Origin of the sequence: [Collinsella] massiliensis (assembly GCF_002161605.1) — a bacterium.
Lineage (GTDB): Bacteria > Actinomycetota > Coriobacteriia > Coriobacteriales > Coriobacteriaceae > Enorma.
On the sequence record NZ_NFIE01000004.1, the window covers coordinates 29,585 to 51,524 of the forward strand.

Below are 21,940 nucleotides of genomic sequence, written 5' to 3' on the forward strand. Positions count from 1 at the left end.
GAGCCATGTGCATGAGGATGTGCGCGCTGACGGCGGACGAAGCGCAGGAGGTGCTCGACGCGCGCCTGACGCCGGGTTCCCATGCGCTTGATGAGGTTGATGATTTCGCTGATGTGGCCGACGCGTATCCTGGCTCGACGGTTGCGGCCTATGAGCGCGCGGAGGATGGCGCGCTGGTGACCGTGTCGCTCACCTGGGGATTTCCCTTGAAGGATAAGCCGCATGCGGTGTTCAACACGCGCCTGGAGACCGCGCTGCAGCAGGCGCGCGAGGGGCGGGGCATGTGGAGCTCCGCCATCTTGCAGGGGCGGTGCCTGGTACCGGTGCGCGCGTTCTACGAGACCCATGGCAGCGAGCGCGTGAAGAGCGAGCGCACGGGTAAGATGGTGCGCAGGCAGTACCGGTTCCGGCTGCCCGGCGCGCGAGCGTTTTTGCTCGCGGGGATCTATGAGGACGGATGCCTCTCGATCGTCACCGTCGAGCCGAACGCCAGCGTGGCCCCGGTGCACAACCGCATGCCGCTCGTGCTCGGCCCGGGCGAGTCGAGCGTATGGCTCGGCCCGGACTTCGAGCGCCTCGCGAATCGTGACGGGGTCGATCTGCAGGCGGAGCCTGAGCGGTAGGGGGCTGAGGCGGGGGCGGGGCGCATCGCTCTGGCTTGAGGTAACACGACCGACTTTGATGCGATTTCTTGTGCAGCGGCGCCTTCTCCGAGGCGCTATTTGAAACCGTGCCTCTCCTACTTGAGCCACCAGTCAACATCCACCGAGCAACGGTTGGTTGGGGACGGGTTCGTTTCAACCCATTCTGACGACAACGATCAGGCTTCATTGTTGTATCATCGAGCCACTCTTGGTTCTGCCAGGGGCGGTTTTTTCAAGGAGCAGGCTATGGCAAGCACGCCTATCGTAGCCCGCACACGTGGCGCCCACGGTTCAGAAACGCATGGTGGGCACGAGCCCGACGGATGTGATGGGCGCTCGGGGTGACTGTAAAATTTGAGAAGGGTGTCGAGCTCCGCTTGGGTTGTTATCCGTCAAGTTCGGTGAGCAGCTCGAGCCCCTCTTCGGAGGTTATGCAGAAATTGCCCGCGTGTCGTCTGAGCGCGTCATCGTGGGTCATAAGGAAGTTCGCGCCGACGGCGTCGAGCGCCGCGAGGACGAGATCGTCCTCGAAATCGTCGTGGACGCGCTTGTAGGTGAACGCGCCGAGCACCTCCGCGTGGCCGATGGGTGCGACGAGGGCTTTTTCGAGCACATTGCGTACACATCCCCAGGACACCTCGCGCGCCGCAGCGGCGATATCGGGCGTGATGTCCTTCCCGGCGCGCCGTGCATCGAGCTTCATGAGACTTGCCAGCTGATACGCCAGATCCTTGAGTGAGAGCGATGGGACATAGAGCGCGATGTCCTCGTGTCCGTACGCCATCGCTATAAACGTACTCACCGCATGGTGATGCGCGCCGCGTGCGAGGAAGTAGTCAAGCCAGATGTTGGTGTCGACGAGGATCTTGATAGGGGAGCGCACGTCCTTGCGCGGGGATTTTGTCATGCGAGCCCCCATTTCTCAAGCTGCTCGGCTGCGGCAAGCTCGCGAAGCTCGTCGTAATCGATGTCACCGCCCACTGGTTCCTCGATGCCGACCTTCTGATAGAAGGACGAAACGATCAAGGCGCCCTTGGATGCGCGGTCGGGTGTGCCACTGTCCATCGCACCGGCATCTTGATCAGCGCGCAGCAGATGCGTCAAGGCGGGTGGGAGCGTGCCCTGCACGGTGGCGTATTCCCACAGCGCGCGCACGACCTGCGACGGCGTGTATCCAAGCTCGGCGATAACGGCGTTGCCGGATGCCTTGAGAGCGTAATCCATCCGGACGTTCATCTGCACGGCAGACATGTCAGCCTCCTGCTATACGAATTCTGAAATAAGTATAGCATGACAAAAGAGCTGTCACCGTTCTCGCATTTGAGAAGGAATGGTGTCAGATGCCTTTATCATTCCTAGTTATCGACGAGGCCGTATCTGCCAGGCACTGGTGCGCAGGCATGCAAGCTGCTCAAGTTCGTTCAAAAGAGCCATCTAATTATGTCCGCACGGAGGAATATGGTTTCCTCAGTGACGATTTCCATTGGAAACGGAGGTGCGGAATATGGGGCTTGATGCGACGGTACGTTGCCGGTGCTTTGAAGAGGGAAAGCTCAAGCCGGGGCCGGTGCCCTATGATGACCTCTATGCCGGCGGAGAGGGCTATCTCGCGTCTCGGAGGCTTGATGCGAGGCGTGCCGAGCTTGGACGCCGTTGCTTCGCCGCCCGCTACGGCGAACTTGAGAAGGCGTTCTACGACTGGTCCGATCATTGTTGCGAACACGAAAACGGTGACTATGTAGTTGAATGGGTGAGTAACTGGGCGGGTGTTGCGGAGTTTGAGTCACGGGTCGAGGAAGCCGGTGGTGAGGCGGAGTTTCCTCTGCTGAGTCACATGCTCCCCCACGGAAATGGTGGCATCTATCCGGTAGAGCTTGCGGAGGCAACACTCAAGGAACTCGATCGTTTTCTAGAGATAATCACCAACGTTGATGAGTGGGTGCTCGTTGATGCGGAGACCGAAGAAAAGATTTGGACGTCGACGCCAGGAAGCACGTTCGCTTGGACGCGCGGTCCGTACGACGAGGTCGGCATGGCAGGCGGAAAGGTGTATTTCGAGCACGCCGGCCTCCCACGCGTCGAAACGACGCATTTCAAGCAGCGCCCTGTGGGCAAACCTGCTCCCAATGGTTACCAGCAGGTGTATATCACGTGTCTCGATACGGGAAAAGAGACGCTGACATTCGACGGTATCGGCGTTGGGGAGGAGAGGCGAGCGGAGCGCGAGTTCTACGTTACGTCGGAGAAAGCCCCCTTTCTGTGGGAGGGGAAGTACGGGACGGCGGAGCGGATCCGGCGACTGCTTCTCGCTTCGCTCGAGACCGGTAACCCCATAAGGTGGTGCTAGGGATGAAAGAGCCTCATATCGTTCCCGATAAGCCGTCGGTTCCCGTCCCATATCTGCACTATGAAGACAAGGATGCCCTCAATCGTCTTACGGCGTATAACAGGACAGTTCTTGGTAAGCGTCACGCTCGCCAGTGTGGTTGTTTCCACTGTGGGAGTCGGTTTCGTGCGGATGAGATCTCCGAGTGGATGCATGAGGAGGACGGCGATGATACGGCCCTGTGTCCATATTGCGGAATGGACGCCGTGGTTTACGGCACGGCGACGTTCCCACTCTCTACCGCGCTACTGTCGCAGCTGTATATGAGCTGGTTTGAAGAGGAGTATAGGGAGCGGCAGAAGCGCGCGTTGCTCATTCCGGACTATTCAAACAAGAAGACATTTCTCCAAAAAGGCATTCCGTTCTTGCTGAAAGACGAGCGATTCGTCCAGTTCGTCGACGAAATTGAGCTCATGCCGGCGAAGATCTGGTATTACCTTCAAGGTTATCATGCTTATGCTGGCGCGCTTAATAATAGTGTTGCCAAGTTCGAGGGCAAGAACGATCGATGCCTTGTTAAGTTGCGCGCTTTCACAGATGTGGATGGCTGCCTCCGTGTTGATATAACAAATTCCAAGGAGGGTCATCTTCCCTTTGAGCCAAGCACAGAGGGTGAGCTTCGACGCGTGTGCACACTTGTACAACAATATGGCAAAGAGTTGCACGGGGTGATAGAAGACCGAGCAACAAGGAAGATGAAGCTTTATGTTGCACGAGAAAAAGCATGATTTGCCCTACTGTCTTTGGGGCGTGGTGGCGAACGTGGTTGATGAAAACCTCTATAGGAAGAAATAGGTTACTTTATCATATGTGGTACGCAGCGAAGGGCGCCCATTCTGTCCAATTGCGTACTGACAAGATTATTCTGATGAGAATTATTCTACTGAGAATAATCTTGTAGGCTGCACTTATCGTGGACGACGTGGCTACGAAAGCCTGCGGCACGCCGTGGCGCGAGAGTCTGCCGGGGTGTCGCCTGGGGAATAAGCCTGTCTGGCCGCGCCCCCTACTCAAGCCACCAGTCAACGTCTACCGAGCACTCGACCTCGACTGGCTCGGGGTTCAGAGCGGGCAGCCCATCATTCTTCACGTCGCTGGGGCGCACATCTTCAAGTAGCCTGCGGCGGCAACAAAGCCGTCACGAACAATAAGGAGGCGGGGTAATTCTGGGCGCAATGGGTATACAATATCAGACAATGTAGGATATTGTAGTAGGGAGCAATCATGCCTACCGCGGCTGCAACCGAGTCCATTTCCGCAAAGCTCCGCAAAGACGAGAAGGATCGGTTCACCCTCATCTGTGACGAGATCGGCACGTCGCCGAGCAACGCTATCCGTATGTTTGTTTCCGCGTTCAACCGTCGCGGAGGCTTCCCCTTCGACCCGTCGAATCCCTACGGGTTCAGCCAGGAGACGCTGTCAGCGATGGATGATGCGGTGGCGGGCAGGAACCTTTCCGGCCCCTATCGCACCGTCAAAGAGGCTATGGCTGCCCTCGACGAGGAGTAGGCCATGCTGGAGCTGAGATTCACTACCAAATTCAAGAAGGATTACAGGCGCATCAAGCGACAGGGTAAGGATCTTTCGAAGCTCGAGCGAACTCTTGAGGCACTTGTATGCCAGGAAGTTTTGCCCGACGCGATGCGCGACCATTCGCTTGGGGGAACGTATCACGGGCATCGCGAGTGCCATATCGAGCCCGACTGGCTTCTCATATACCGCGTCGACGAGGATGGGCTTGTGCTCGTCGCGACGCGTACTGGGAGCCATAGCGAGCTGTTGGGGCTATGAGCTGCCTCTTGGCGGGAGTGATTAAGTAATCAACGGGTTTGCGAGGTGCCGCAATGAAGTTGTCCAACGACGAACTCGATGCGATTCTGGCGCGGGCGGGACTTAAATTGTCGCAACCGTATAGTCCTACAGGAACGTACCGAAACGATGACTATTTGCTTACACGCTGTGCGCGTTGTGGCGTGGAGGCGCATTATAAGCTGCAGTACATTCGCCACAAGAACAAGATAGGCGAGCGCACGTGTCGTGCATGCTACTGGCTCGCCTGGTATGGCAGTGCGCGCCAGCTATACGATAGGGGAGTGCAGAAGCTCATCGAGAGCGGCTACTCGCGTCGCGAGCTCATGCAGCAGGGCGTGCTGCGTGAAGAGTGCGGCCTCGATTGGAACAATGCTGCGCGCTTGGCGGAGGAACACGGGTATGAGCTCGTCGATTTGCTGCATGGCAATCATCCGGGCGATGACGTTTTAGTCGTACGATGCACCGCGTGTGGACGATTGCTTCCGCAGAGACCTGGGGATGTGGTGTTCGGCTGCCAATGCCGAAAAACTTTCAAGAAAGGTGTTGCTTTCGGCAGCGAGGCAAAGCAGCCGTGCACGTCTCGCACGGAGCGGAAAATTGCTCCGCGTACACCTGGTGCGGCGAGTATAATCGCGGCCGCCGAACGTCATGCGAAAGAACCGACACGATACATCTATGCTCAGGTGAAGGGGAAACTGGTCACGGACTTCCCGGAGTTACTTGCTGCATGGGACGACGATTCCTCTCCCGAGGGCGTTCCTGTTGTAAGCTCGCATTTGAGGCATTTCCGTTGCCCAAATGGGCATCGTCCCAACCAAACGCCGTATAGCTATTTGGTTGATGGTTGTATGGTATGCCGAGGCCTCCGCACGAAGACGGCGGCTAATCAAGAGTACCTGCGCGACACAAACCCCGAGCTTGCAGAAGAATGGGCTGAAGCCATTGACGGCGCGAAGTACACGCCGGATACGGTAAAGAGCGGGAGCAAACGCTCGGTGCGGTGGCGCTGTATGGCATGTGGACATGAATGGATTGAAACGGTGCGCGATCGAGAGAAGCGTATGAATAACCGCTGCCCCTCGTGCGGCAAAGTAATGGGATCCCTTGCGTGGCAGTATCCAGAGCTTGCACGTGAATGGAGCCCCCGCAATCCCATTAGTCCGTGGAATATCAAGCCTCATAGCAAACTAGATTTCAAGCCGGAGTGGGTGAGTGTGAGCGACCCGTCGCATGTGTGGTGCGAGACAGTGGCGTCGAGGATCAAGAAGATGACCCGAGGATGAACCACTGTCGCTTGCGATGCGTCTATGTTCGACGAGAGCGTGGTAGGGGTGGTTGCGGTGGGGATTCAGGTCATCTGAAGGACTATTTCATTCTTAGCTGGTGAGCAGGTTGTCGCCTTGATTTCCTGGAGTTATCTTGCTGCATGATACAATGTATTAAGTTGTATTCGCTTTCGGCGAGAGAAACGGTATGGGATTCCGACGGCTTGTCGATGATAGGACGAATCGAACTGCGATTGAGGCCTATTTCGCCAAGAGCGACATGCTCACTACGACTATTCGGATTCCTGCGAACCTGAAGGAAACACTTGCCGAGGAAGCGGCGTTCTTTGGCGTGAGTACGTCCGCTCGCATCCGGCAATGCGTCATCAATCATCTTGTGATAGAGGCAGGTGGGACGCAGTGAGCTGCAACTTCGATTTCCTTGCGGACGAGTTTCCCATACTTTCCTCCTACGGTAACCAGGCTGACGGCTACCGTAAGAGCGACCCCAACTCCGCCTTGATTAAGGTCGGCATGATTGGCGAGTCCATAGTCAACCTCATCTACGATTACACGGGGACGGCACTCCCCTCTGATCAGAAAGCCGTTTCCAAGATCAACAAGCTTGCGCGGGAAGGCTACCTTCCCAAGCAGGTGACCAACCTACTCCATGAGATGAGAAAGGCGCGCAACAAGGCCGTCCATTCCGGCTACGAGTCCCCCGACCTCGCGGACTCCCTCGTGCGTGTGGCGCACAGCATCTGCCTCTGGTTCGCCATGTCGTTCGGCTCGCGGAAATACGAGCTTGTCAAGTACGTAGATTCATACGCGGAACATGCGGTTGCAGGCAAGGCGAACCGGCAAAATGACGCCGAGGATGAAAGGCTTGAGAAAGAAACCCGCGAGCAGGCGAAAGCGGCGCCGCGTATTTCCAAGGCAGAGCGTTTGAAGCGCGTGCTTCAAGCTGAGAACCAGCGACCGAAATCCGAGGCCGAGACGAGGCTCATCGTCGACGGCGCCCTGTGCGACGTTGGCTGGGAGGCCGACACGCAGGTGCTTCGCCATTCGAAGGGAACGCGCCCGCAGAGGGGGCGCAACCTTGCAATCGCCGAATGGCCGACCGACTCCGCGAGTGGGCAGAGCGGTTTCGCCGATTACGCCCTCTTCATCGGGGAGCAGATGGTGGGCATCATTGAGGCGAAGGCGGAAAGCAAGGACATCCCCTCGGTGCTCGACGTGCAGTGCAAGGAGTACTCGAGCCACATCAGGCAGGATGATCGATGCTACTGCATTGGCGAATTCTCCGGTAGATACCAGGTGCCCTTTACGTTCGCGACGAACGGAAGGCCGTATCTTAAGCAGTACGAGCAGAAGTCGGGAATTTGGCAGCTCGACCTGAGGAACCCCTCCAACCCGCCCAAGGCGCTCGCAGGGTGGCCGAGCCCCGAGGGCCTCATGAACGAGCTTCAGGCCGATATCAAGGCGGCGAATGCGCGCCTCGCGAGCGAACCCGACGATCTATTGACGGACAGGGACGGCCTAAACCTCCGGGACTACCAGATTCGCGCCGTGAAGGCCGCCGAGGGTGCGGTGATAGCCGGTCGCAAGATGATGCTCATCGCCATGGCGACGGGCACGGGCAAGACGCGCACCGCGCTCGCCATGATTTACCGATTCCTCAAGACCGATCGCTTCCGACGTATCCTGTTCCTTGTAGATCGCGACTCGCTGGGAGAGCAGGCCGGCGACGCGTTCCGTGACGTGAAGATCGACCAACTCCTCACGCTTGACCAGATATACGAGGTGAAGGGGCTCGATGACGCCGGCATCGATCCCGAGACGCGCGTGTCCATCGCCACCGTGCAGAGCATGGTGAGGCGCGTGCTTTACAACGGGGATGACCTGAAGCCTGCCGTCACCGACTACGACCTGGTCATCGTGGACGAGGCGCATCGCGGCTACACCCTCGACAAGGAGATGACCGACGAGGAGGCGCTCTACCGCAACCAGCGCGAGTACCAGAGCCAGTACCGGGCGGTCGTCGAGTACTTCGACGCCGTGAAGATCGCACTCACCGCGACGCCCGCGCTGCACACCACTCAGATCTTCGGTATGCCCGTCTTCCAGTACACCTACCGCGAGGCCGTGGTTGACGGCTGGCTCGTCGACCACGACGTGCCGCACGCGCTCAAGACACGGCTTTCGACGGACGGCATCCACCTCGACCGTGGCGAGACGGTCGCGGTGTACGACCCGGTGACGAACGAACTTCTGAACGGTGCCGAGCTTAAGGATGAGCTCGACTTCGATGTGGAGGACTTCAACCGTCGGGTCGTGGACGAGAATTTCGACCGTGCTGTGCTCGAGGAAATCTCCAAGGACATCGACCCCGAGACGCCCGAGGAGCAGGGCAAGACGCTCATCTACGCAGTTGACGACGCGCACGCCGACATGATCGTGCGAATCTTGAAGGAGATCTATGCCGAGACGGGCGTGGACAACGACGCCATCATGAAGATTACCGCTGCTGCGGGCGGTGGGAGCTCCAAGCGCGTGCGCAAGCTGGTGCGGCGCTTCAAGAACGAGCGCTACCCATCCATCGCCGTTACGGTAGACCTGCTCACCACGGGCATCGATGTGCCCCAGATCACCACCCTGGTCTTCATGCGGCGCGTTAAGTCGCGTATTCTGTTTGAGCAGATGCTTGGGCGCGCGACGCGCCCGTGCTCTGCTATCCACAAAACGCACTTCGAGATCTACGACCCCGTTGGAGTGTACGAGGCGCTGGAGCCCGTAACCGCGATGCGCCCTGTCAGTGCGAATCCGAAGACTACGATTGAGCAGCTCATTGAGGGTCTTGACTATGTAGAGAACGACAGCGTGGCAAAAGCGCAGATTGATCGAATCATCGCGAAGATTCAACGGAAAATACACGCGATGAGCAGCCAATGGATTGTAGGCTATAGCTCTTGGAATGACGCCATAGAGCAGAAAGCCGGCATCTCGCTCGAAGACTTTATTCGCGATTTAAAAGGGCTGCCTCCGCAAGATGCAAAAGCGCGGATCACGCAACAGCGCGATATCCTCATAGCCCTCGATGAAATGAATATTAAAGCGAAGCACGGAATTGTTATCACCGACAAAGCAGACGTGTTGATTAGCCATGCGCGCGACTACGGAAGCGGTGTGGTACCGGCAGACTACCTCGATTCCTTTTCCAGCTACGTGCGCAACAACATGAACGAAGTCGCCGCGCTCAACCTCTGTGTCACGAAGCCGAGCGATCTCACGCGGGAGACGTTGAAGGAGCTCGAGCTTACCCTTTCGCGTGAGGGGTACACCGAGACGCGCTTGAACCGCGCAATATCGGACATGACGAACCAGGAGATGACAGCAGACATCATTAGCTTGGTGAGGCGCTACGCCATTGGTTCGCCCCTGGTGAGCCACGAGGAGCGTATCCGCCGCGCCGTGCAGCGCCTCGAGAACGCGCACGACTTCAGCAAGCAAGAGCTCAACTGGCTCTCCCGCATCGAAACCTACCTAATAAACGATTCCGTCCTGAACACCTCAGTTTTCGATACCGACGAGCGGTTCAAGAGCAAGGGCGGGTTCAAGAAGATCGACAAGGCGTTCCACGGCGAGCTCGCGAACGTCGTGGTCGAGCTGAACACCTACCTCTATGACGACAAGGAGCGGGTCGCATGACGACAACGGAAATCGTCGCAAAGCTCTGGAACCTCTGCAACGTGCTGCGCGACGATGGCATAACCTACCAGGAGTACGTGACCGAGCTCACGTACATCCTGTTCCTCAAAATGATGAAAGAGACCGGGCGGGAGGGGCAGCTCCCCGGGGGCTGCCGCTGGGACGACCTTCGATCGAAGTCCGGCGTCGAGCTGAAGAGCTACTACAAGAAGCTGCTCGACACGCTTAGCGAGAAGGGTTTCGGGAGGATCCGCGAGATCTACCAGGGTGCGTCCTCCAACATCGACGAGCCTGCCAACCTCGAGAAGATCATCAAGAGCATCGACGGACTGGACTGGTACTCCGCGCGCGAGGAGGGTCTCGGCGACCTGTACGAGGGCCTACTCGAGAAGAACGCGAATGAGAAGAAGTCCGGAGCCGGGCAGTACTTCACCCCGCGCGTGCTCATCGACGTGATGGTGCGCCTGATAAAGCCCCAACCCGGAGAGCTCTGCAACGACCCTGCGTGCGGGACGTTCGGCTTCATGATTGCCGCAGATGCCTACGTAAAGGCACAGACCGACGACTACTTTGACCTGAGCGCCGACGAGGAGAAGTTCCAGCGTGAGGAGGCGTTCACCGGACGCGAGCTCGTGCACGACACACACCGCTTGGCCCTCATGAACGCGATGCTCCACGGCATCGAGGGGAAGATCGAGCTCGGCGACACGCTCTCGCCGGCGGGTGCTTGCGAGCGGGCGTACGACGTTGTGCTTACCAATCCGCCCTTCGGGACGAAGAAGGGCGGCGAGCGTGCAATGCGCGACGACTTCACCTTCACCACGAGCAACAAGCAGCTGAACTTCCTGCAGCACATCTACCGTAGCCTGAAGCGCGGCGGGCGCGCCGCCGTGGTGCTTCCCGACAATGTGCTCTTCGAGTCGAACGTGGGCGACCAAATCCGCTGCGACCTGATGGACAAGTGCAACCTGCACACCATCCTGCGCCTTCCAACCGGCATCTTCTACGCCAACGGCGTGAAGACTAACGTCTTGTTCTTCGAGCGCGGGAAGGCGGACAAGGGGAGCACCACCGAGGTGTGGGTCTACGACCTGCGCACCAACATGCGCTCCTTCGGCAAGAAAAATCCGCTGAAGCACGAGGACTTTGCCGGGTTCGAAGTCGCCTACACCGCCGGGAACCGGCGCACGGTGAAGGACGAGCGCTGGCGCGCGTTCACGCGCGACGAGATCCGCAAGATCGATGCCGACGGCAACGAGACGAATAGTCTGGATATCGGACTCATCAGGGACGATTCGATCATCGACTATGACGAGCTTCCCGATCCCGTTGAGAGCGCTGAGGAGGCGATCGGCCAGTTGCAGCACGCCATGGACTTGCTTGCCGACGTCGTCGCCGAGCTCAAGTCCTACGAGGAGGCGTGATGGCGCGCAAGAAGCAGGCGAAGACGCCCGAGCAGCTCCTCGGGGAAGCGCTGGTGCCGTGCGAGGAACAGCCATACGCCGTGCCGGACAACTGGTGCTGGGTGCGAGCTTCTGCTGTACTCAGGCCGATGGAAACTGCGAATCTTGACGGGGAATCCTTTGATTACATTGATATAGATGCAATCGACAACAAGGCACGGGCTATTCGCGAAGTTAAAACCCTACCTGTTGAAAAGGCTCCTAGCCGCGCAAAACGTAGGGTGCATGATGGAGACACGCTATTTTCGATGGTCCGTCCCTATCTTAGAAACATTGCATATGTTGATAGCTCCCATGATGATTGTGTTGCGTCTACCGGGTTCTATGTCTGCTCCCCAAACGCTGTCATTGATCGTCGGTATCTGTACCACCTGCTTTGCAGTGACTACACGGTAAACGGGCTTACTTCATTCATGAAGGGTGACAACTCGCCATCAATTAAAAAAGGCGATTTTGACGCGTTCCCGCTTCCCATTCCCCCGCTTGCCGAGCAGAGGCGGATTGTCGAGCGAGTCGAGGGACTGTTTGCCAAGCTAGATGAAGCTGAGGGCGCTATCCAAAACGTGCACGCCTCCGCAAGACGTCGGAGGGTCTCTCTGCTTCATTCGGCATTTACCGGAGAGCTGTCAAAAAGCTGGCGAGAGGATCGGAAGCTTCCGGATTCATCTTGGAAAAATAAACGATTTGATGAGGTCGCTACAGTAAAGACGAACTTAGTTGATCCGGCAAAGTATCTCGATATGCCGCATATCGCTCCTGACAATATCGAGAGGGAGACGGGAAAGCTACTAGGGTTCAATACGGTATCTATAGATGGCGTTACCAGCGGCAAGCACCATTTCTACCCTGGTCAAATACTGTATTCAAAAATCCGTCCCTATCTGTCGAAGGCGATTATTGCGAACTGCGAGGGACTTTGCAGTGCAGATATGTATCCCATTGATGCAGAAATTAATGCCGTGTATTTATGGTACTACATGCTCTCGCAGGATTTTCTTGTTCAGACTTATGATGCGGGCTCGCGAACAGTATTGCCAAAAATTAATAAGAAATCTCTCGGTGCCATTCGTGTGCCAACTCCGGCCATCGATGAACAAGAATTTATCGCGGAGGTTCTCTCAAAAGCTATTACCAAATTGAATTCCACAGAGGAAGTGCTGCAGATTACATTGAAAAGAATCGGGGAGATTAAACGGGCCATCCTTTCACGGGCTCTCCGAGGGAGATTGAGCACCAATAAATCGAGCGACGTTGCTTCGAAGGAAATGCTGCTTGAACTGTCTAAGGTGTAATGACAATTTCAACAGGCTTTTCGTGGTGCATAAGAGAAAGGGAGCGAATGGCTACAAAGCCACAATTTACATACTATGACCTGCATAACCTCAAGAAAGGGCAAGTTGTTGTTGTCTCTTTGAAAGGTAGCGCAGCGAACGTGCGTTTGATGGATACCGCCAACTTCAATGCGTATCGAAATGGTCGCAAGCATCGTTATATCGGTGGACTTGCAAAGAGATCACCTGTGAGACTTGCTGTGCCACATGGTGGTCATTGGTACGTTACCGTAGATTTATTCGGACTTAGAGGACAGGTAAGATCAAACGTGAGCGTTGAACCGATGCCGCTGCCTACGATTAAGCAAAACGCTCCTCTTTCAAGTGTTCCCTCTCTTGTAAAAGACGAGGCGGCAGTTGTACCAGACGAAAATGGCAAAACCTACGATGTGTTCATCTCCCATGCTTCAGAAGATAAGGATGCCGTTGCAAGGCCACTAGCAAAGGCTCTTGAGACTGCTGGGCTTACCGTTTGGTATGACGAGTTCGAGCTGAGAATTGGCGACAGCCTGCGCCGAAAAATCGATTACGGTCTTGCCCACAGTCGATTTGGCATCGTTATCATTTCGCGAGACTTTATTAAGAAAGGGTGGACGAACTACGAGCTTGACGGCATCGTCACAAGAACGGTGTCTGGCGAGCAAGTTATGCTTCCCATCTGGCACAATATCACAAAAGATGAGGTCATTGCATATTCTCCGACTCTTGCCGACAAGGTGGCTCGTAACACTGAAACCGACAGTATTGAAGATATTGTCCATGAAATCGCTGCGATAATATTGGGGGATGAATAGCTCGTTTCTCGCGCGGCAGTTTGGCATGGCATCCTCAGACGCATGGGTGATTTCCTCTGTAGATGGCCTACACAAATGCCGGGTTATACGGATGTTGCCAAGGTTCTCGCACACTTTGACAATGGAATAGCGCTCGGATAAGAAAGGTGGGCCAGCTCGTTCCAGCATGATTCTAAACGTCGAGACAAGAAGCATGCCAAAGGAAAGCCCTGTATGATCCATGCGTTTTGACGACGTTCATGAATTAGAAATTAAAACGGCGTGGTACTGACGTCTTCTCATCATCCTTGTTTCAGCAGTTCCGCCAACGCCGGAATCTGCCCCTCATCTATAAGGTCGACGCGCGTAGGCATGCCGGGGCCAAACGTCTTGTCCTGACAAAGGGAGTGCGGATCTACGTATTCGTCTGCCTGTCGCGACAGCCCGATCGCCAGCCATCCTCCCTTTGTCGAACGTCCCTCAACACACAGATGGAGCTTGGTTCCCTCTTTGAACCCAACATAGAACTTGGTGACATACATCTCCCAGTCGGGGAAGTCGTTGCTTATTGTATCAACGAGTTCCTCGAAGAAATTGCAGCATATTCCGCCCTTTGCAAGGAGGGGATGGTTTTCTTCCAGCGTCCAGCCAGACCCTTTCTCTTGCTTGCTCTTGGGGCGGTAGAGGCCGACGATCGATTCGTCGAGCTCTGGATACGGCCAGATGCTCAAAGCCTCCTGGGCAAGTAGTTCGCTACGTTTCTCGATGGTCTTTTTGTCCCAGACCGTTTGTTGTGCAATGAACTTGTTTAGATGAAGGCTACTCGACTTAAATCCCTCGTTGGGAAGATTGAGCTTCTCTTCGAACGGGCGGTTGGAGTATTCCTGGTTGTACCCAGTGAGCGTGAGGTTGCCAAGCGTATTGCAGAGCTCGTCGTGAATCTCTGTCCAGTCCTTGCCAAGCATTTCCTGCCATGCCTCGGAAGTTTCGATGCTCTGTGGCATAACGTGCTCAATCTGTAAATTGCCGGGGACTGGTTCTTTTGGATTAAAGAACGACTCATAGCGCTCGAGGCAATACCGCCCCTTTGAGAAGCGATGATACAGGTCGCGTGTTTTGAGGCTTTCAACGAACACCTCATCGGTGGGGAAGTATGCCGTCATGTATTCACCATGAGAAAGGAGCATAGCGAGAACGTATTCTTTCGGGTTCTCGGCCTTTTCGAGTTCTTGATACATTCCCGCGAAGAAGTTGTTCAGGCCGGTGGTGAAGCGGCCAATGACGGCGCGCCGGAAGAGGAACGACTCGAGATACGTGCACAGTTCGATGAAATCTGCTTTGCTCAAGCGGCCAGATTCATAAAGCGCGTAGAGCGAGAGCATGAGCGGGCGGACGGGCTTAACTCCCAGGTTAGTAATTCGTCTAAAGACGGGCGCGAGATCGGGATCCTGCTCCTTGTCCATGAACATGCGAACATATCGTGTCGCATACCGTCGCAGCTCTTCGAGGAGCCCTTTGGGGTCGTCTTCAAGCTTGTTATCTTCGCAGTATCCCTTGAACTCCTGATAGGCTTCGTTCTCTTTTGGTGTCCTCTTAGGCACCTTGAGCCAAAGCCAGTACCAGATAAACGCGTTGAATTCGTCTTCACGCTGTTGGCCAAACATGAGCTCTATCGGACGCCAGTAGCTTTCGTACAGGGTGGTTTGGGTGTTCATGTCGAGCCGCATGAGAATGTAGTTGCGAATGAGATCGATTGGCGTAAGCGGTTTGCCCTTGGAGTTCATCGATTCAAAGATGAGCTGTGCGTTATCGGTTTCTGCGCTAAGTTCAGTGTCGATAATGAGCAAGTTTTTTACGCCGTTCCAAAGCGATTTGGCGTCGAAGTGCTTTGCCTGGATTTTGCGCTTGAAGAACTCGTAGCTGGATACGATTCGTTGGGAGGGGCTGTCTGGGAGGGGAGTCTTTCCTACGATGGCGAAAAGCGTTGGGCGATCATCTTGAGAAAGAACGAGACGATAGCGCGAATCACCGATGTAGTCATCATCGTTGTAGAGGTAGCGTTTACGCAGAGCGCTCACCTTAATGTCTTCGAGAAAACTGCCTCGAGTGACGTCCTCTTCAAGCCACTCGAAGAATGCGGCAAGAAGCAGGGACAACGTAGTCATGCGTTGCTGACCATCGATGAGCAGTTTTTTCTTAAGGGATGTTGCGGTTGTAGCGCTCTGCGGAGTATATAAGAACGAGCCGATGAAGTGCTGCTTGCCGTTCTTTCCCGCCCGCATGACGTCATCCCAAAGATCCTGGCATTCGCGTTCATCCCAAGAGTAAACGCGCTGGTATACCGGAATAACAAATTGAGTCAAATCGGATCCGAGCAACGAAAGGAATTGGGCTTCGACCGCCTTCATGCGACTTACCCTTTCTGGTAAAGAGGAGGAGAGGTAAGTTGATTATAGAACGAGAGGAGGGAATCTAGCAGGATGCCTGCAACATGTCCGTCGCGTCTGATCCTGTAATGTCGGACGAGCGATCACCTGGCTTCCCGCACCGGGGCTTTTTAAATGTGGATTCGTCTCATTCGTCATTCTCATGTGCGGCGCTCCGAGCGTCGGCGTCCGCTTCAGTCATCGCGACCTTTTCTAAAAGTTCCCTTTCGTTCATGGCCAGATATCCGCCCCTTACCTATACATCACCAGCGTATGGAACCCCTCCATGCTGCCGGAGAGTCCCTGACCTTGGATTGAGTTGAACTTCACGTCCAGAATCTCGTAGCCGTCGTCCTGCATGGCGGAAATGATCGCGTCGATTTGCCCGGTGTACTTGTTCTCGCATTCGAACGTCTGGTTCAGGAACTTCGAGAAGCTGTTCAGCATCACAACGTGCACCTTGCCGTCCTTGGGCGCGAGGCTCGCGCGCACGGTGTCGTTGTATTGGAATATGCCGTCGTTCCGGTACTGCTGCGCCTTGTTTTCAAGCTTTTCCTCACGCGAGCCGAAGATTCCCATGACGTATCCTTTCGAACTACATGCGGTGATGCGGCGGAGTTGCTGTTCGTTTATCTACCACTCCAGCTTCCGCACAACCCTGATAGCTGGATCAACCTCGGCGGCGAACGCATCGAAATCTGACATCGAGCCGACGATGCTGCCGTAGTGGATGGGCACCACGGCGCGCGGGTGCAACGTGTTCGCGAACGCCGCCGCCTGATGCGGGTCGCATGTGTACGTCCCTCCAATGGGCACGAACGCCACGTCGCACACCACGTGCTCGTTGTCCGGGTTCTGGTCGGTGTCGCCGGCTGCGTAGAAGCGCACGCTATCGACGGTGAGCACATATCCCAACCAGCCGTTTGCCCGCGGATGCATCCCCAAGCGCTCGGGCTCCACGTTGTAGGCACCCACCGCGTCGATCGCGATGCCCCGCAGTTCAAGATGCCCGCCAGCTTGCATGAAGTGTAGTCCAGCCGCCCCGATCGCGTCCGCGATCCCCGAGACCTCAGGTTCCATGCTCTTCGGAGCTACCAGCTCGGTGTGCTTGCCGGCCACGCGCGCGATGTCGTCCGGCGAACAGTGGTCGTAGTGCGCGTGGGTGATGAGCACGATGTCCGCGTCATGCGCCGCCTCACCATCGGTAAGGTGAAACGGATCGAGGTATATGACGGTGCCCTTTTCGCTTTGGATGCGAATGGCGCTTTGCGTGAACACGCGAACATTCTCAAGATCGGCCATGGTGCCCTCCTTTGGAAGCGTTTTCTCATTCATACCCGCTTTGCGTGCGGCGTTGTGGGGCGGTCGATTCGCGTTTTTGGGAAGCTGGACGCAAAAAGTGGTGGTGGAATTCAGATATGCGCGATTGCCACTCGCCGACGGTGCTTCTGAGCGAGGTCGCGGCGCGCAAGGGCCGACAAATTCTCGTAAAACGGTGCGATTTGGCTCAATGAAGCGTTTTTGCGGGAGGAGCGGCGCGTCAGGGTGATCTCGAGGCGCCTCCAATCGTGCATATCTGAACTGCACCACCATTTTTTAGTAAGTTAGTTCAGAAATGCGCGACTGGCGGCCGCCGAAATTGTTTTTCGGAGGTTACAGGTCGGCATCCGGACAGCGGTGATTAGCGGAATCCTGCGGAAACACCGCGGCTCCCGTTCAGCCGGGCTGCAAACGCGCGCCACACTGACCTCGCGCGCATCCCACAGTGCCGTCCAATCGTGCATATCTGAAATAAGTTACTAGATTTTGCGCCCAATCATGCGAAAACGAAGCGGCGGCATCGCGCGAAGTCGAATCATGCGATAATCGAGCGGGAAAAGCCACTATCAGATGCCGTGCGCCCTCGCGAGCGCCGTGTCTTACGAGGGGAGAACCCATGCGTATCGAATCCATCTACGACGAGTCGTTCCGCAGCTACGGCCGCGTGTGGTCGGATGTTCCGGCTGCGTTTACCGCGCCCGTCGCCCACGCGCTCGCCGAGCATGCCTCCTGCCCGGAAGACGGCACGAAGTACGAGGCGAGCGCGGCCGCGCTTGAGGAGCTCGCGATTGCGCCCGCGCTCAAGGGCCTGCTCTTCGGCGGTCGCCCGGCGCAGCTCGGCTGGTGCTGCGGGCATAACACGCACCTCAACTGCCTTGAGTATCACCGTTCGAGCGAATTCAACCTCGGTGCCAACGACTTCATCCTGCTGCTCGCGAAGCAAGGCCAGGTGAAGGGCATGGGTGCGGACGCCACGCTCGACACCTCGCTCGTGCGCGCCTTCCGCGTGCCCGCCGGCGTGCTCATCGAGGTCTTCGCGGATACCCTGCACTTCGCGCCCTGCCAGGCGGGCGACGAGGGCTTCCGCACGCTCATCGCGCTGCCGGCGGGTACGAACGGCCCCCTGCCGGAACTCGACCCCGAGCTCGCCGCCGCGGGCGACGCGCCGCTCCTCTGGGCGGCCGACAAGTGGCTCATCGCGCATGCCGAAAGCAAGCAGGCGGCAGCGGGCGCGCACGTCGGGCTCGTGGGCGAGAACATCGACATCGCGGCTGACATCGCCTAAGCGCCCCGAACGCGCCGGCGGCATCGCACTGCCAGCCGCCCCGCGCCTCACGCCTCGTGCGTGAGTCAAATGAACCCGTCCCCAATGACTCATGAAGGGAAATCCATGCCAAGCCTTGCGGAGGAAGTGGCCTCGCGCCGCACGTTCGCCATCATCTCGCACCCGGACGCGGGCAAGACCACGCTCACCGAGAAACTGCTGCTCTACACCGGCACCATCCAGAGCGCCGGCTCGGTGAAGGGCAAGTCGAGCGCCAAGCACGCGGTCTCGGACTGGATGGACATCGAGAAGCAGCGCGGCATCTCCGTCACCTCGTCAGTGCTGCAGTTCACCTACGGCGGCTGCTGCGTGAACATCCTCGACACCCCGGGTCACCAGGACTTTTCCGAGGACACGTACCGCACGCTCATGGCGGCGGACGCGGCGGTCATGGTCATCGACGGCGCCAAAGGCGTCGAGGCGCAGACCGAGAAGCTCTTCAAGGTCTGCGCGCTGCGCGGCATCCCCATTTTCACGTTCGTGAACAAGCTCGACCGCGAGATCCGCGACCCCTTCGAGCTCATGGACGAAATCGAGACGGTGCTCGGCATCGGCACCTACCCCATGAACTGGCCGATCGGCTGCGGCCGCAACTTCCGCGGCGTCTTCGACCGCGCGAGCCGCCATGTGCTCGCCTTCGAGGGCGACGGCCATGCGAACGCCACCAAGAAGGTCGGCGAGATCGAGGCCGAGCTGGGCGCGCCCGAGCTCGACGAGCTCATCGGCGAGGAGAACCACCATGCGCTCATGGACGACATCGAGCTCCTCGACGGCGCGGACCACGAGTTCGACCTCGAGGCCGTGCGCAAGGGCAAGCTCTCGCCGGTGTTCTTCGGCTCGGCGCTCACGAACTTCGGTGTGGAGCCGTTCCTGAAGGACTTCCTGCGCCTTGCCCCCGCGCCGAGCGCTCACACCGACGCGCTCACGGGCGAGCCGGTCGACCCGGTGGACCACCCGTTCTCGGGCTTTGTGTTCAAGATCCAGGCCAACATGGACAAGAACCACCGCGACCGCATCGCCTTCCTGCGCATCTGCTCGGGCAAGTTCGAGCGCGGCATGGATGCGCTGCACGTGCAGGGCGGGCGGAAGATCAAACTCGCGACGGGCACCGCCATGATGGCCGACGACCGCGCCACGGTGGACGAGGCGTACGCCGGCGACATCGTGGGGCTCTTCGACCCGGGCATGTTCTCCATCGGCGACACGCTCTGCGCCCCGTCCGCGCGCGTGCAGTTCGCGGGCATCCCCACCTTCGCGCCCGAGCACTTCGCGCGTGTCTCCCAGGTGGACACCATGAAGCGCAAGCAGTTCGTGAAGGGCATGGAGGAGCTCGCGCAGGAGGGCGCCATCCAGATCTTCCGCGAGATCGGCGCCGGCATGGAGAGCGTCATCGTGGGCGTGGTGGGCGTGCTGCAGTTCGACGTGCTCGAGCAGCGCCTGAAGAGCGAGTACCACGTGGGCGTGCGGCGCCAGCCCCTCGGCTACACGGACATCCGCTGGATCGCGAACGAGCCGGGCTCTATCGACGTGGCGGAGCTCAACCTCACGCGCGACACCCTGCGCGTGGAGGACATGCGCGGCGGGAAGCTCCTCCTGTTCACGAGCCCGTGGAACGTCGATTGGGCGACCGAGCACAACCCGGGGCTGCGCCTCTCCGAATTCGGCAACGTCACGTTCTAGACCGTAGGCATCGCTGCGCGGCGGCCCGTGCGGCGATGCCCGATGGGGCGCTACCGCTTGGGCTTGCTCGCAGCCGGCTCGGGAAGCTCGGCGGCGCAATGCGGGCAGCGCGTCGCGCCCTCCTTGACCTCCTCGAGGCAGAACGGGCAGGTCGGGGGCAGCATCTCGACCTCGATCTCCTCGCCGTCCTTGCCGAGCACCTTGCTCGTGAGCCCCTTCGTGAGGCCGGAGCCCAGGTTCTGGGCCTTATTGAACGCCTTCACGATGAGGAAGACCACGACGGCGACAATGAGGAAATTGATGATGGCGCTGATGAACGAGCTGAAATCGATGCCGCGCTCGGTGCCCGGGACGGGGATGGTGAGGCCGGAGATCTCCGTGCCGCCGCCGCTCACGAGCTTGATGAGCGGGTTGATGATGTCATTGGTGAGCGACGTCACGATAGAGGTGAACGCGCCGCCGATGATGACGCCGACGGCCATGTCCATCACGTTGCCGCGGTTGATGAATTCCTTGAACTCGGATATAAGGCTCATATGCGTTCCTTTCTCGAGGTCGGTCGCGCGGATCCCGCTGCCTGCCGGCCGCGGGGAATGCCCATGCGGGGCTATGATAACTGCATCCGGGGGAAACAACATCGTGTAAAGCACTCGTTGAGATGGGGCGCTTTTGTCCGCACCATAGGCGATACTCGATGCGGACGCTCGATACGGATAGCGAAGGGATGGGAGCCGTCGATGCGTGATGAGATGAGGCTCGCGCGCCGCCGCGCCGCGTGGTCGCTGCTGCTCGTCGTTGCGCTCGCGTGGGCGCTGGCGGGGGTCACGGGGTGTGGGCGCATCACCGCCGCCGCAGACGAGGGCAGCGCCGCCACGCCGGCTGCATCGAGCGTGCAGGCAGCGCCCGACGGCACCCTCGACGCCTCGGAGCTGCCTGCATACGACGGCGCGGCATCGATCGAGGTCGACGGCAACGTGCCCGACTTCACCGAGGAGGACCTCGATGCCCCCGCCGAAACGTATGCGGAACTCGACGACCTCGGCCGCTGCGGCCAGGCGACGGCCATCGTGGGGGAGGAGACCATGCCCACAGAGGACCGCGAGTCGATCGGCATGGTCAAGCCGAGCGGCTGGCACACCGTGCGCTACGACGACCTCGTGGACGGGCGCTACCTCTACAACCGCTGTCACCTCATCGGCTACCAGCTCTCCGGCGAGAACGCCAACGAACGGAACCTCATCACGGGCACGCGCTACATGAACGTCGAGGGCATGCTGCCCTACGAGAACGAGGTGGCGGACTACGTCCAGGAGACGGGCAACCACGTGCTCTACCGCGTGACGCCCGTCTTCGAGGGGGACGAGCTCGTCGCACGCGGCGTGCACGTCGAGGCCGAGTCGGTCGAGGACGACGGCGCGGGCGTGTCGTTCAACGTGTTCTGCTACAACGTTCAGCCCGGCGTCGAGATCGATTACGAGACGGGCGAGAGCTGGCGCGCGCCCAGCGCGGATGGGGACGGTGAGGCGTCGTCTGCGGACGAGGTCACCTACGTCCTGAACGTGAACACGGGGAAGTTCCACCGCCTCGACTGCTCTTCGGTGGACGACATGAGCGCGCACAACAAGCGGGACTACACAGGTACGCGCGACGAACTCATCGACCAAGGGTACGAGCCTTGTAGCAGGTGCAACCCCTGAGCCCGCGCCGCGCGGCGACCCGCCAGATTTCATCCCAGATATCCCGCAGCTCTAGGCTCCCGCTGTAGTACCATGGGCGCGTGTTTCGACCCATGCGCGCAGGGAAGGGGA

19 protein-coding genes are annotated in these 21,940 nt (G+C 58.2%); 13 read left to right on the forward strand and 6 right to left on the reverse strand.

Annotated elements, in window-relative coordinates:
• Window positions 1-5: 5 nt before the first annotated feature.
• Window positions 6-623 (forward strand): SOS response-associated peptidase family protein, encoded by a 618-nt coding sequence (locus B5G02_RS02195; RefSeq protein WP_094334999.1) that lies wholly within the window; start codon window positions 6-8, stop codon window positions 621-623.
• A 406-nt stretch (window positions 624-1,029) separates the two neighbouring features.
• Here B5G02_RS02195 and B5G02_RS02200 read toward each other — a convergent pair whose 3' ends face one another.
• Both B5G02_RS02200 and B5G02_RS02205 read right to left on the reverse strand, forming a co-directional pair.
• A complete protein-coding gene (locus B5G02_RS02200) occupies window positions 1,030-1,551 on the reverse strand; it encodes a type II toxin-antitoxin system VapC family toxin (RefSeq protein WP_094335000.1) in 522 nt (173 codons plus the stop codon).
• Window positions 1,548-1,895, reverse strand: coding sequence for a type II toxin-antitoxin system RelB/DinJ family antitoxin (locus tag B5G02_RS02205; protein WP_094335001.1), 348 nt, complete (start codon window positions 1,893-1,895; stop codon window positions 1,548-1,550). Before B5G02_RS02205 ends, B5G02_RS02200 begins: the two co-directional genes overlap by 4 nt.
• Before the next feature lie 253 nt (window positions 1,896-2,148).
• Here B5G02_RS02205 and B5G02_RS10180 point away from each other — a divergent pair, with 253 nt between their 5' ends.
• From B5G02_RS10180 to B5G02_RS02260, 9 genes are all read left to right on the forward strand, one after another.
• The gene (locus B5G02_RS10180; protein WP_241146132.1) at window positions 2,149-2,991 is read left to right on the forward strand and encodes a hypothetical protein; all 843 of its coding nucleotides are present in this window, start codon (window positions 2,149-2,151) and stop codon (window positions 2,989-2,991) included.
• A gap of 2 nt (window positions 2,992-2,993) precedes the next feature.
• Window positions 2,994-3,758: a hypothetical protein gene (locus tag B5G02_RS02220; protein WP_094335002.1), complete on the forward strand. Its 765-nt coding sequence runs from the start codon at window positions 2,994-2,996 to the stop codon at window positions 3,756-3,758.
• A gap of 496 nt (window positions 3,759-4,254) precedes the next feature.
• A complete protein-coding gene (locus B5G02_RS02225) occupies window positions 4,255-4,539 on the forward strand; it encodes a type II toxin-antitoxin system RelB/DinJ family antitoxin (RefSeq protein ID WP_094335003.1) in 285 nt (94 codons plus the stop codon).
• Window positions 4,540-4,542: 3 nt separating this feature from the next.
• A complete protein-coding gene (locus B5G02_RS02230; protein ID WP_094335004.1) occupies window positions 4,543-4,821 on the forward strand; it encodes a type II toxin-antitoxin system YafQ family toxin in 279 nt (92 codons plus the stop codon).
• 53 nt (window positions 4,822-4,874) lie between these two features.
• A complete protein-coding gene (locus tag B5G02_RS02235; protein WP_094335005.1) occupies window positions 4,875-6,125 on the forward strand; it encodes a zinc-ribbon domain-containing protein in 1,251 nt (416 codons plus the stop codon).
• 402 nt (window positions 6,126-6,527) lie between these two features.
• Entirely contained in the window at window positions 6,528-9,815 is a 3,288-nt protein-coding gene (gene hsdR / locus B5G02_RS02245) for a type I restriction-modification system endonuclease (protein ID WP_094335007.1), read from the forward strand.
• Entirely contained in the window at window positions 9,812-11,239 is a 1,428-nt protein-coding gene (locus tag B5G02_RS02250) for an N-6 DNA methylase (protein WP_094335008.1), read from the forward strand. Before hsdR ends, B5G02_RS02250 begins: the two co-directional genes overlap by 4 nt.
• Window positions 11,239-12,570, forward strand: coding sequence for a restriction endonuclease subunit S (locus tag B5G02_RS02255; RefSeq protein WP_094335009.1), 1,332 nt, complete (start codon window positions 11,239-11,241; stop codon window positions 12,568-12,570). Before B5G02_RS02250 ends, B5G02_RS02255 begins: the two co-directional genes overlap by 1 nt.
• Window positions 12,571-12,617: 47 nt before the next feature.
• Window positions 12,618-13,403 (forward strand): DUF1883 domain-containing protein, encoded by a 786-nt coding sequence (locus B5G02_RS02260; protein WP_206383728.1) that lies wholly within the window; start codon window positions 12,618-12,620, stop codon window positions 13,401-13,403.
• Between the two features lie 281 nt (window positions 13,404-13,684).
• Here the strand turns inward: B5G02_RS02260 and B5G02_RS02265 are convergent, their stop codons facing one another.
• The 3 genes from B5G02_RS02265 to B5G02_RS02275 form a co-directional block, all read right to left on the reverse strand.
• Window positions 13,685-15,790 carry a DUF262 domain-containing protein gene (locus B5G02_RS02265; RefSeq protein WP_094335011.1) on the reverse strand — a complete coding sequence of 702 codons (2,106 nt, stop codon included), beginning with the start codon at window positions 15,788-15,790 and terminating at the stop codon, window positions 13,685-13,687.
• A 270-nt stretch (window positions 15,791-16,060) separates the two neighbouring features.
• On the reverse strand, window positions 16,061-16,387 hold the full coding sequence (locus tag B5G02_RS02270) for a hypothetical protein (protein ID WP_019239049.1): 327 nt from the start codon (window positions 16,385-16,387) through the stop codon (window positions 16,061-16,063).
• A gap of 54 nt (window positions 16,388-16,441) precedes the next feature.
• Window positions 16,442-17,110, reverse strand: a complete 669-nt coding sequence (locus B5G02_RS02275; protein WP_094335012.1) for an MBL fold metallo-hydrolase — start codon at window positions 17,108-17,110, stop codon at window positions 16,442-16,444.
• A gap of 634 nt (window positions 17,111-17,744) precedes the next feature.
• On the opposite strand from B5G02_RS02275, the gene B5G02_RS02280 reads away from it, so the two are divergent.
• Window positions 17,745-18,413: a DUF4867 family protein gene (locus B5G02_RS02280; RefSeq protein ID WP_094335013.1), complete on the forward strand. Its 669-nt coding sequence runs from the start codon at window positions 17,745-17,747 to the stop codon at window positions 18,411-18,413.
• A 105-nt stretch (window positions 18,414-18,518) separates the two neighbouring features.
• Window positions 18,519-20,132 (forward strand): peptide chain release factor 3, encoded by a 1,614-nt coding sequence (locus tag B5G02_RS02285; RefSeq protein WP_094335014.1) that lies wholly within the window; start codon window positions 18,519-18,521, stop codon window positions 20,130-20,132.
• 50 nt (window positions 20,133-20,182) lie between these two features.
• Here the strand turns inward: B5G02_RS02285 and mscL are convergent, their stop codons facing one another.
• Window positions 20,183-20,668 (reverse strand): large conductance mechanosensitive channel protein MscL, encoded by a 486-nt coding sequence (gene mscL, locus B5G02_RS02290; RefSeq protein WP_094335015.1) that lies wholly within the window; start codon window positions 20,666-20,668, stop codon window positions 20,183-20,185.
• A 201-nt stretch (window positions 20,669-20,869) separates the two neighbouring features.
• Here mscL and B5G02_RS02295 point away from each other — a divergent pair, with 201 nt between their 5' ends.
• Window positions 20,870-21,829: a DNA/RNA non-specific endonuclease gene (locus tag B5G02_RS02295; protein WP_206383729.1), complete on the forward strand. Its 960-nt coding sequence runs from the start codon at window positions 20,870-20,872 to the stop codon at window positions 21,827-21,829.
• The last annotated feature ends 111 nt before the right edge of the window (window positions 21,830-21,940 follow it).

Coding starts and splice junctions, on each gene's coding strand:
- B5G02_RS02195 (WP_094334999.1), top strand. CDS start 6: ATGTGCATGAGGATGTGCGCGCTGACGGCGGACGAAGCGCAGGAGGTG.
- B5G02_RS02200 (WP_094335000.1), bottom strand. CDS start 1,551: ATGACAAAATCCCCGCGCAAGGACGTGCGCTCCCCTATCAAGATCCTC.
- B5G02_RS02205 (WP_094335001.1), bottom strand. CDS start 1,895: ATGTCTGCCGTGCAGATGAACGTCCGGATGGATTACGCTCTCAAGGCA.
- B5G02_RS10180 (WP_241146132.1), top strand. CDS start 2,149: ATGGGGCTTGATGCGACGGTACGTTGCCGGTGCTTTGAAGAGGGAAAG.
- B5G02_RS02220 (WP_094335002.1), top strand. CDS start 2,994: ATGAAAGAGCCTCATATCGTTCCCGATAAGCCGTCGGTTCCCGTCCCA.
- B5G02_RS02225 (WP_094335003.1), top strand. CDS start 4,255: ATGCCTACCGCGGCTGCAACCGAGTCCATTTCCGCAAAGCTCCGCAAA.
- B5G02_RS02230 (WP_094335004.1), top strand. CDS start 4,543: ATGCTGGAGCTGAGATTCACTACCAAATTCAAGAAGGATTACAGGCGC.
- B5G02_RS02235 (WP_094335005.1), top strand. CDS start 4,875: ATGAAGTTGTCCAACGACGAACTCGATGCGATTCTGGCGCGGGCGGGA.
- B5G02_RS02250 (WP_094335008.1), top strand. CDS start 9,812: ATGACGACAACGGAAATCGTCGCAAAGCTCTGGAACCTCTGCAACGTG.
- B5G02_RS02255 (WP_094335009.1), top strand. CDS start 11,239: ATGGCGCGCAAGAAGCAGGCGAAGACGCCCGAGCAGCTCCTCGGGGAA.
- B5G02_RS02260 (WP_206383728.1), top strand. CDS start 12,618: ATGGCTACAAAGCCACAATTTACATACTATGACCTGCATAACCTCAAG.
- B5G02_RS02265 (WP_094335011.1), bottom strand. CDS start 15,790: ATGAAGGCGGTCGAAGCCCAATTCCTTTCGTTGCTCGGATCCGATTTG.
- B5G02_RS02270 (WP_019239049.1), bottom strand. CDS start 16,387: ATGGGAATCTTCGGCTCGCGTGAGGAAAAGCTTGAAAACAAGGCGCAG.
- B5G02_RS02275 (WP_094335012.1), bottom strand. CDS start 17,110: ATGGCCGATCTTGAGAATGTTCGCGTGTTCACGCAAAGCGCCATTCGC.
- B5G02_RS02280 (WP_094335013.1), top strand. CDS start 17,745: ATGCGTATCGAATCCATCTACGACGAGTCGTTCCGCAGCTACGGCCGC.
- B5G02_RS02285 (WP_094335014.1), top strand. CDS start 18,519: ATGCCAAGCCTTGCGGAGGAAGTGGCCTCGCGCCGCACGTTCGCCATC.
- mscL (WP_094335015.1), bottom strand. CDS start 20,668: ATGAGCCTTATATCCGAGTTCAAGGAATTCATCAACCGCGGCAACGTG.
- B5G02_RS02295 (WP_206383729.1), top strand. CDS start 20,870: ATGCGTGATGAGATGAGGCTCGCGCGCCGCCGCGCCGCGTGGTCGCTG.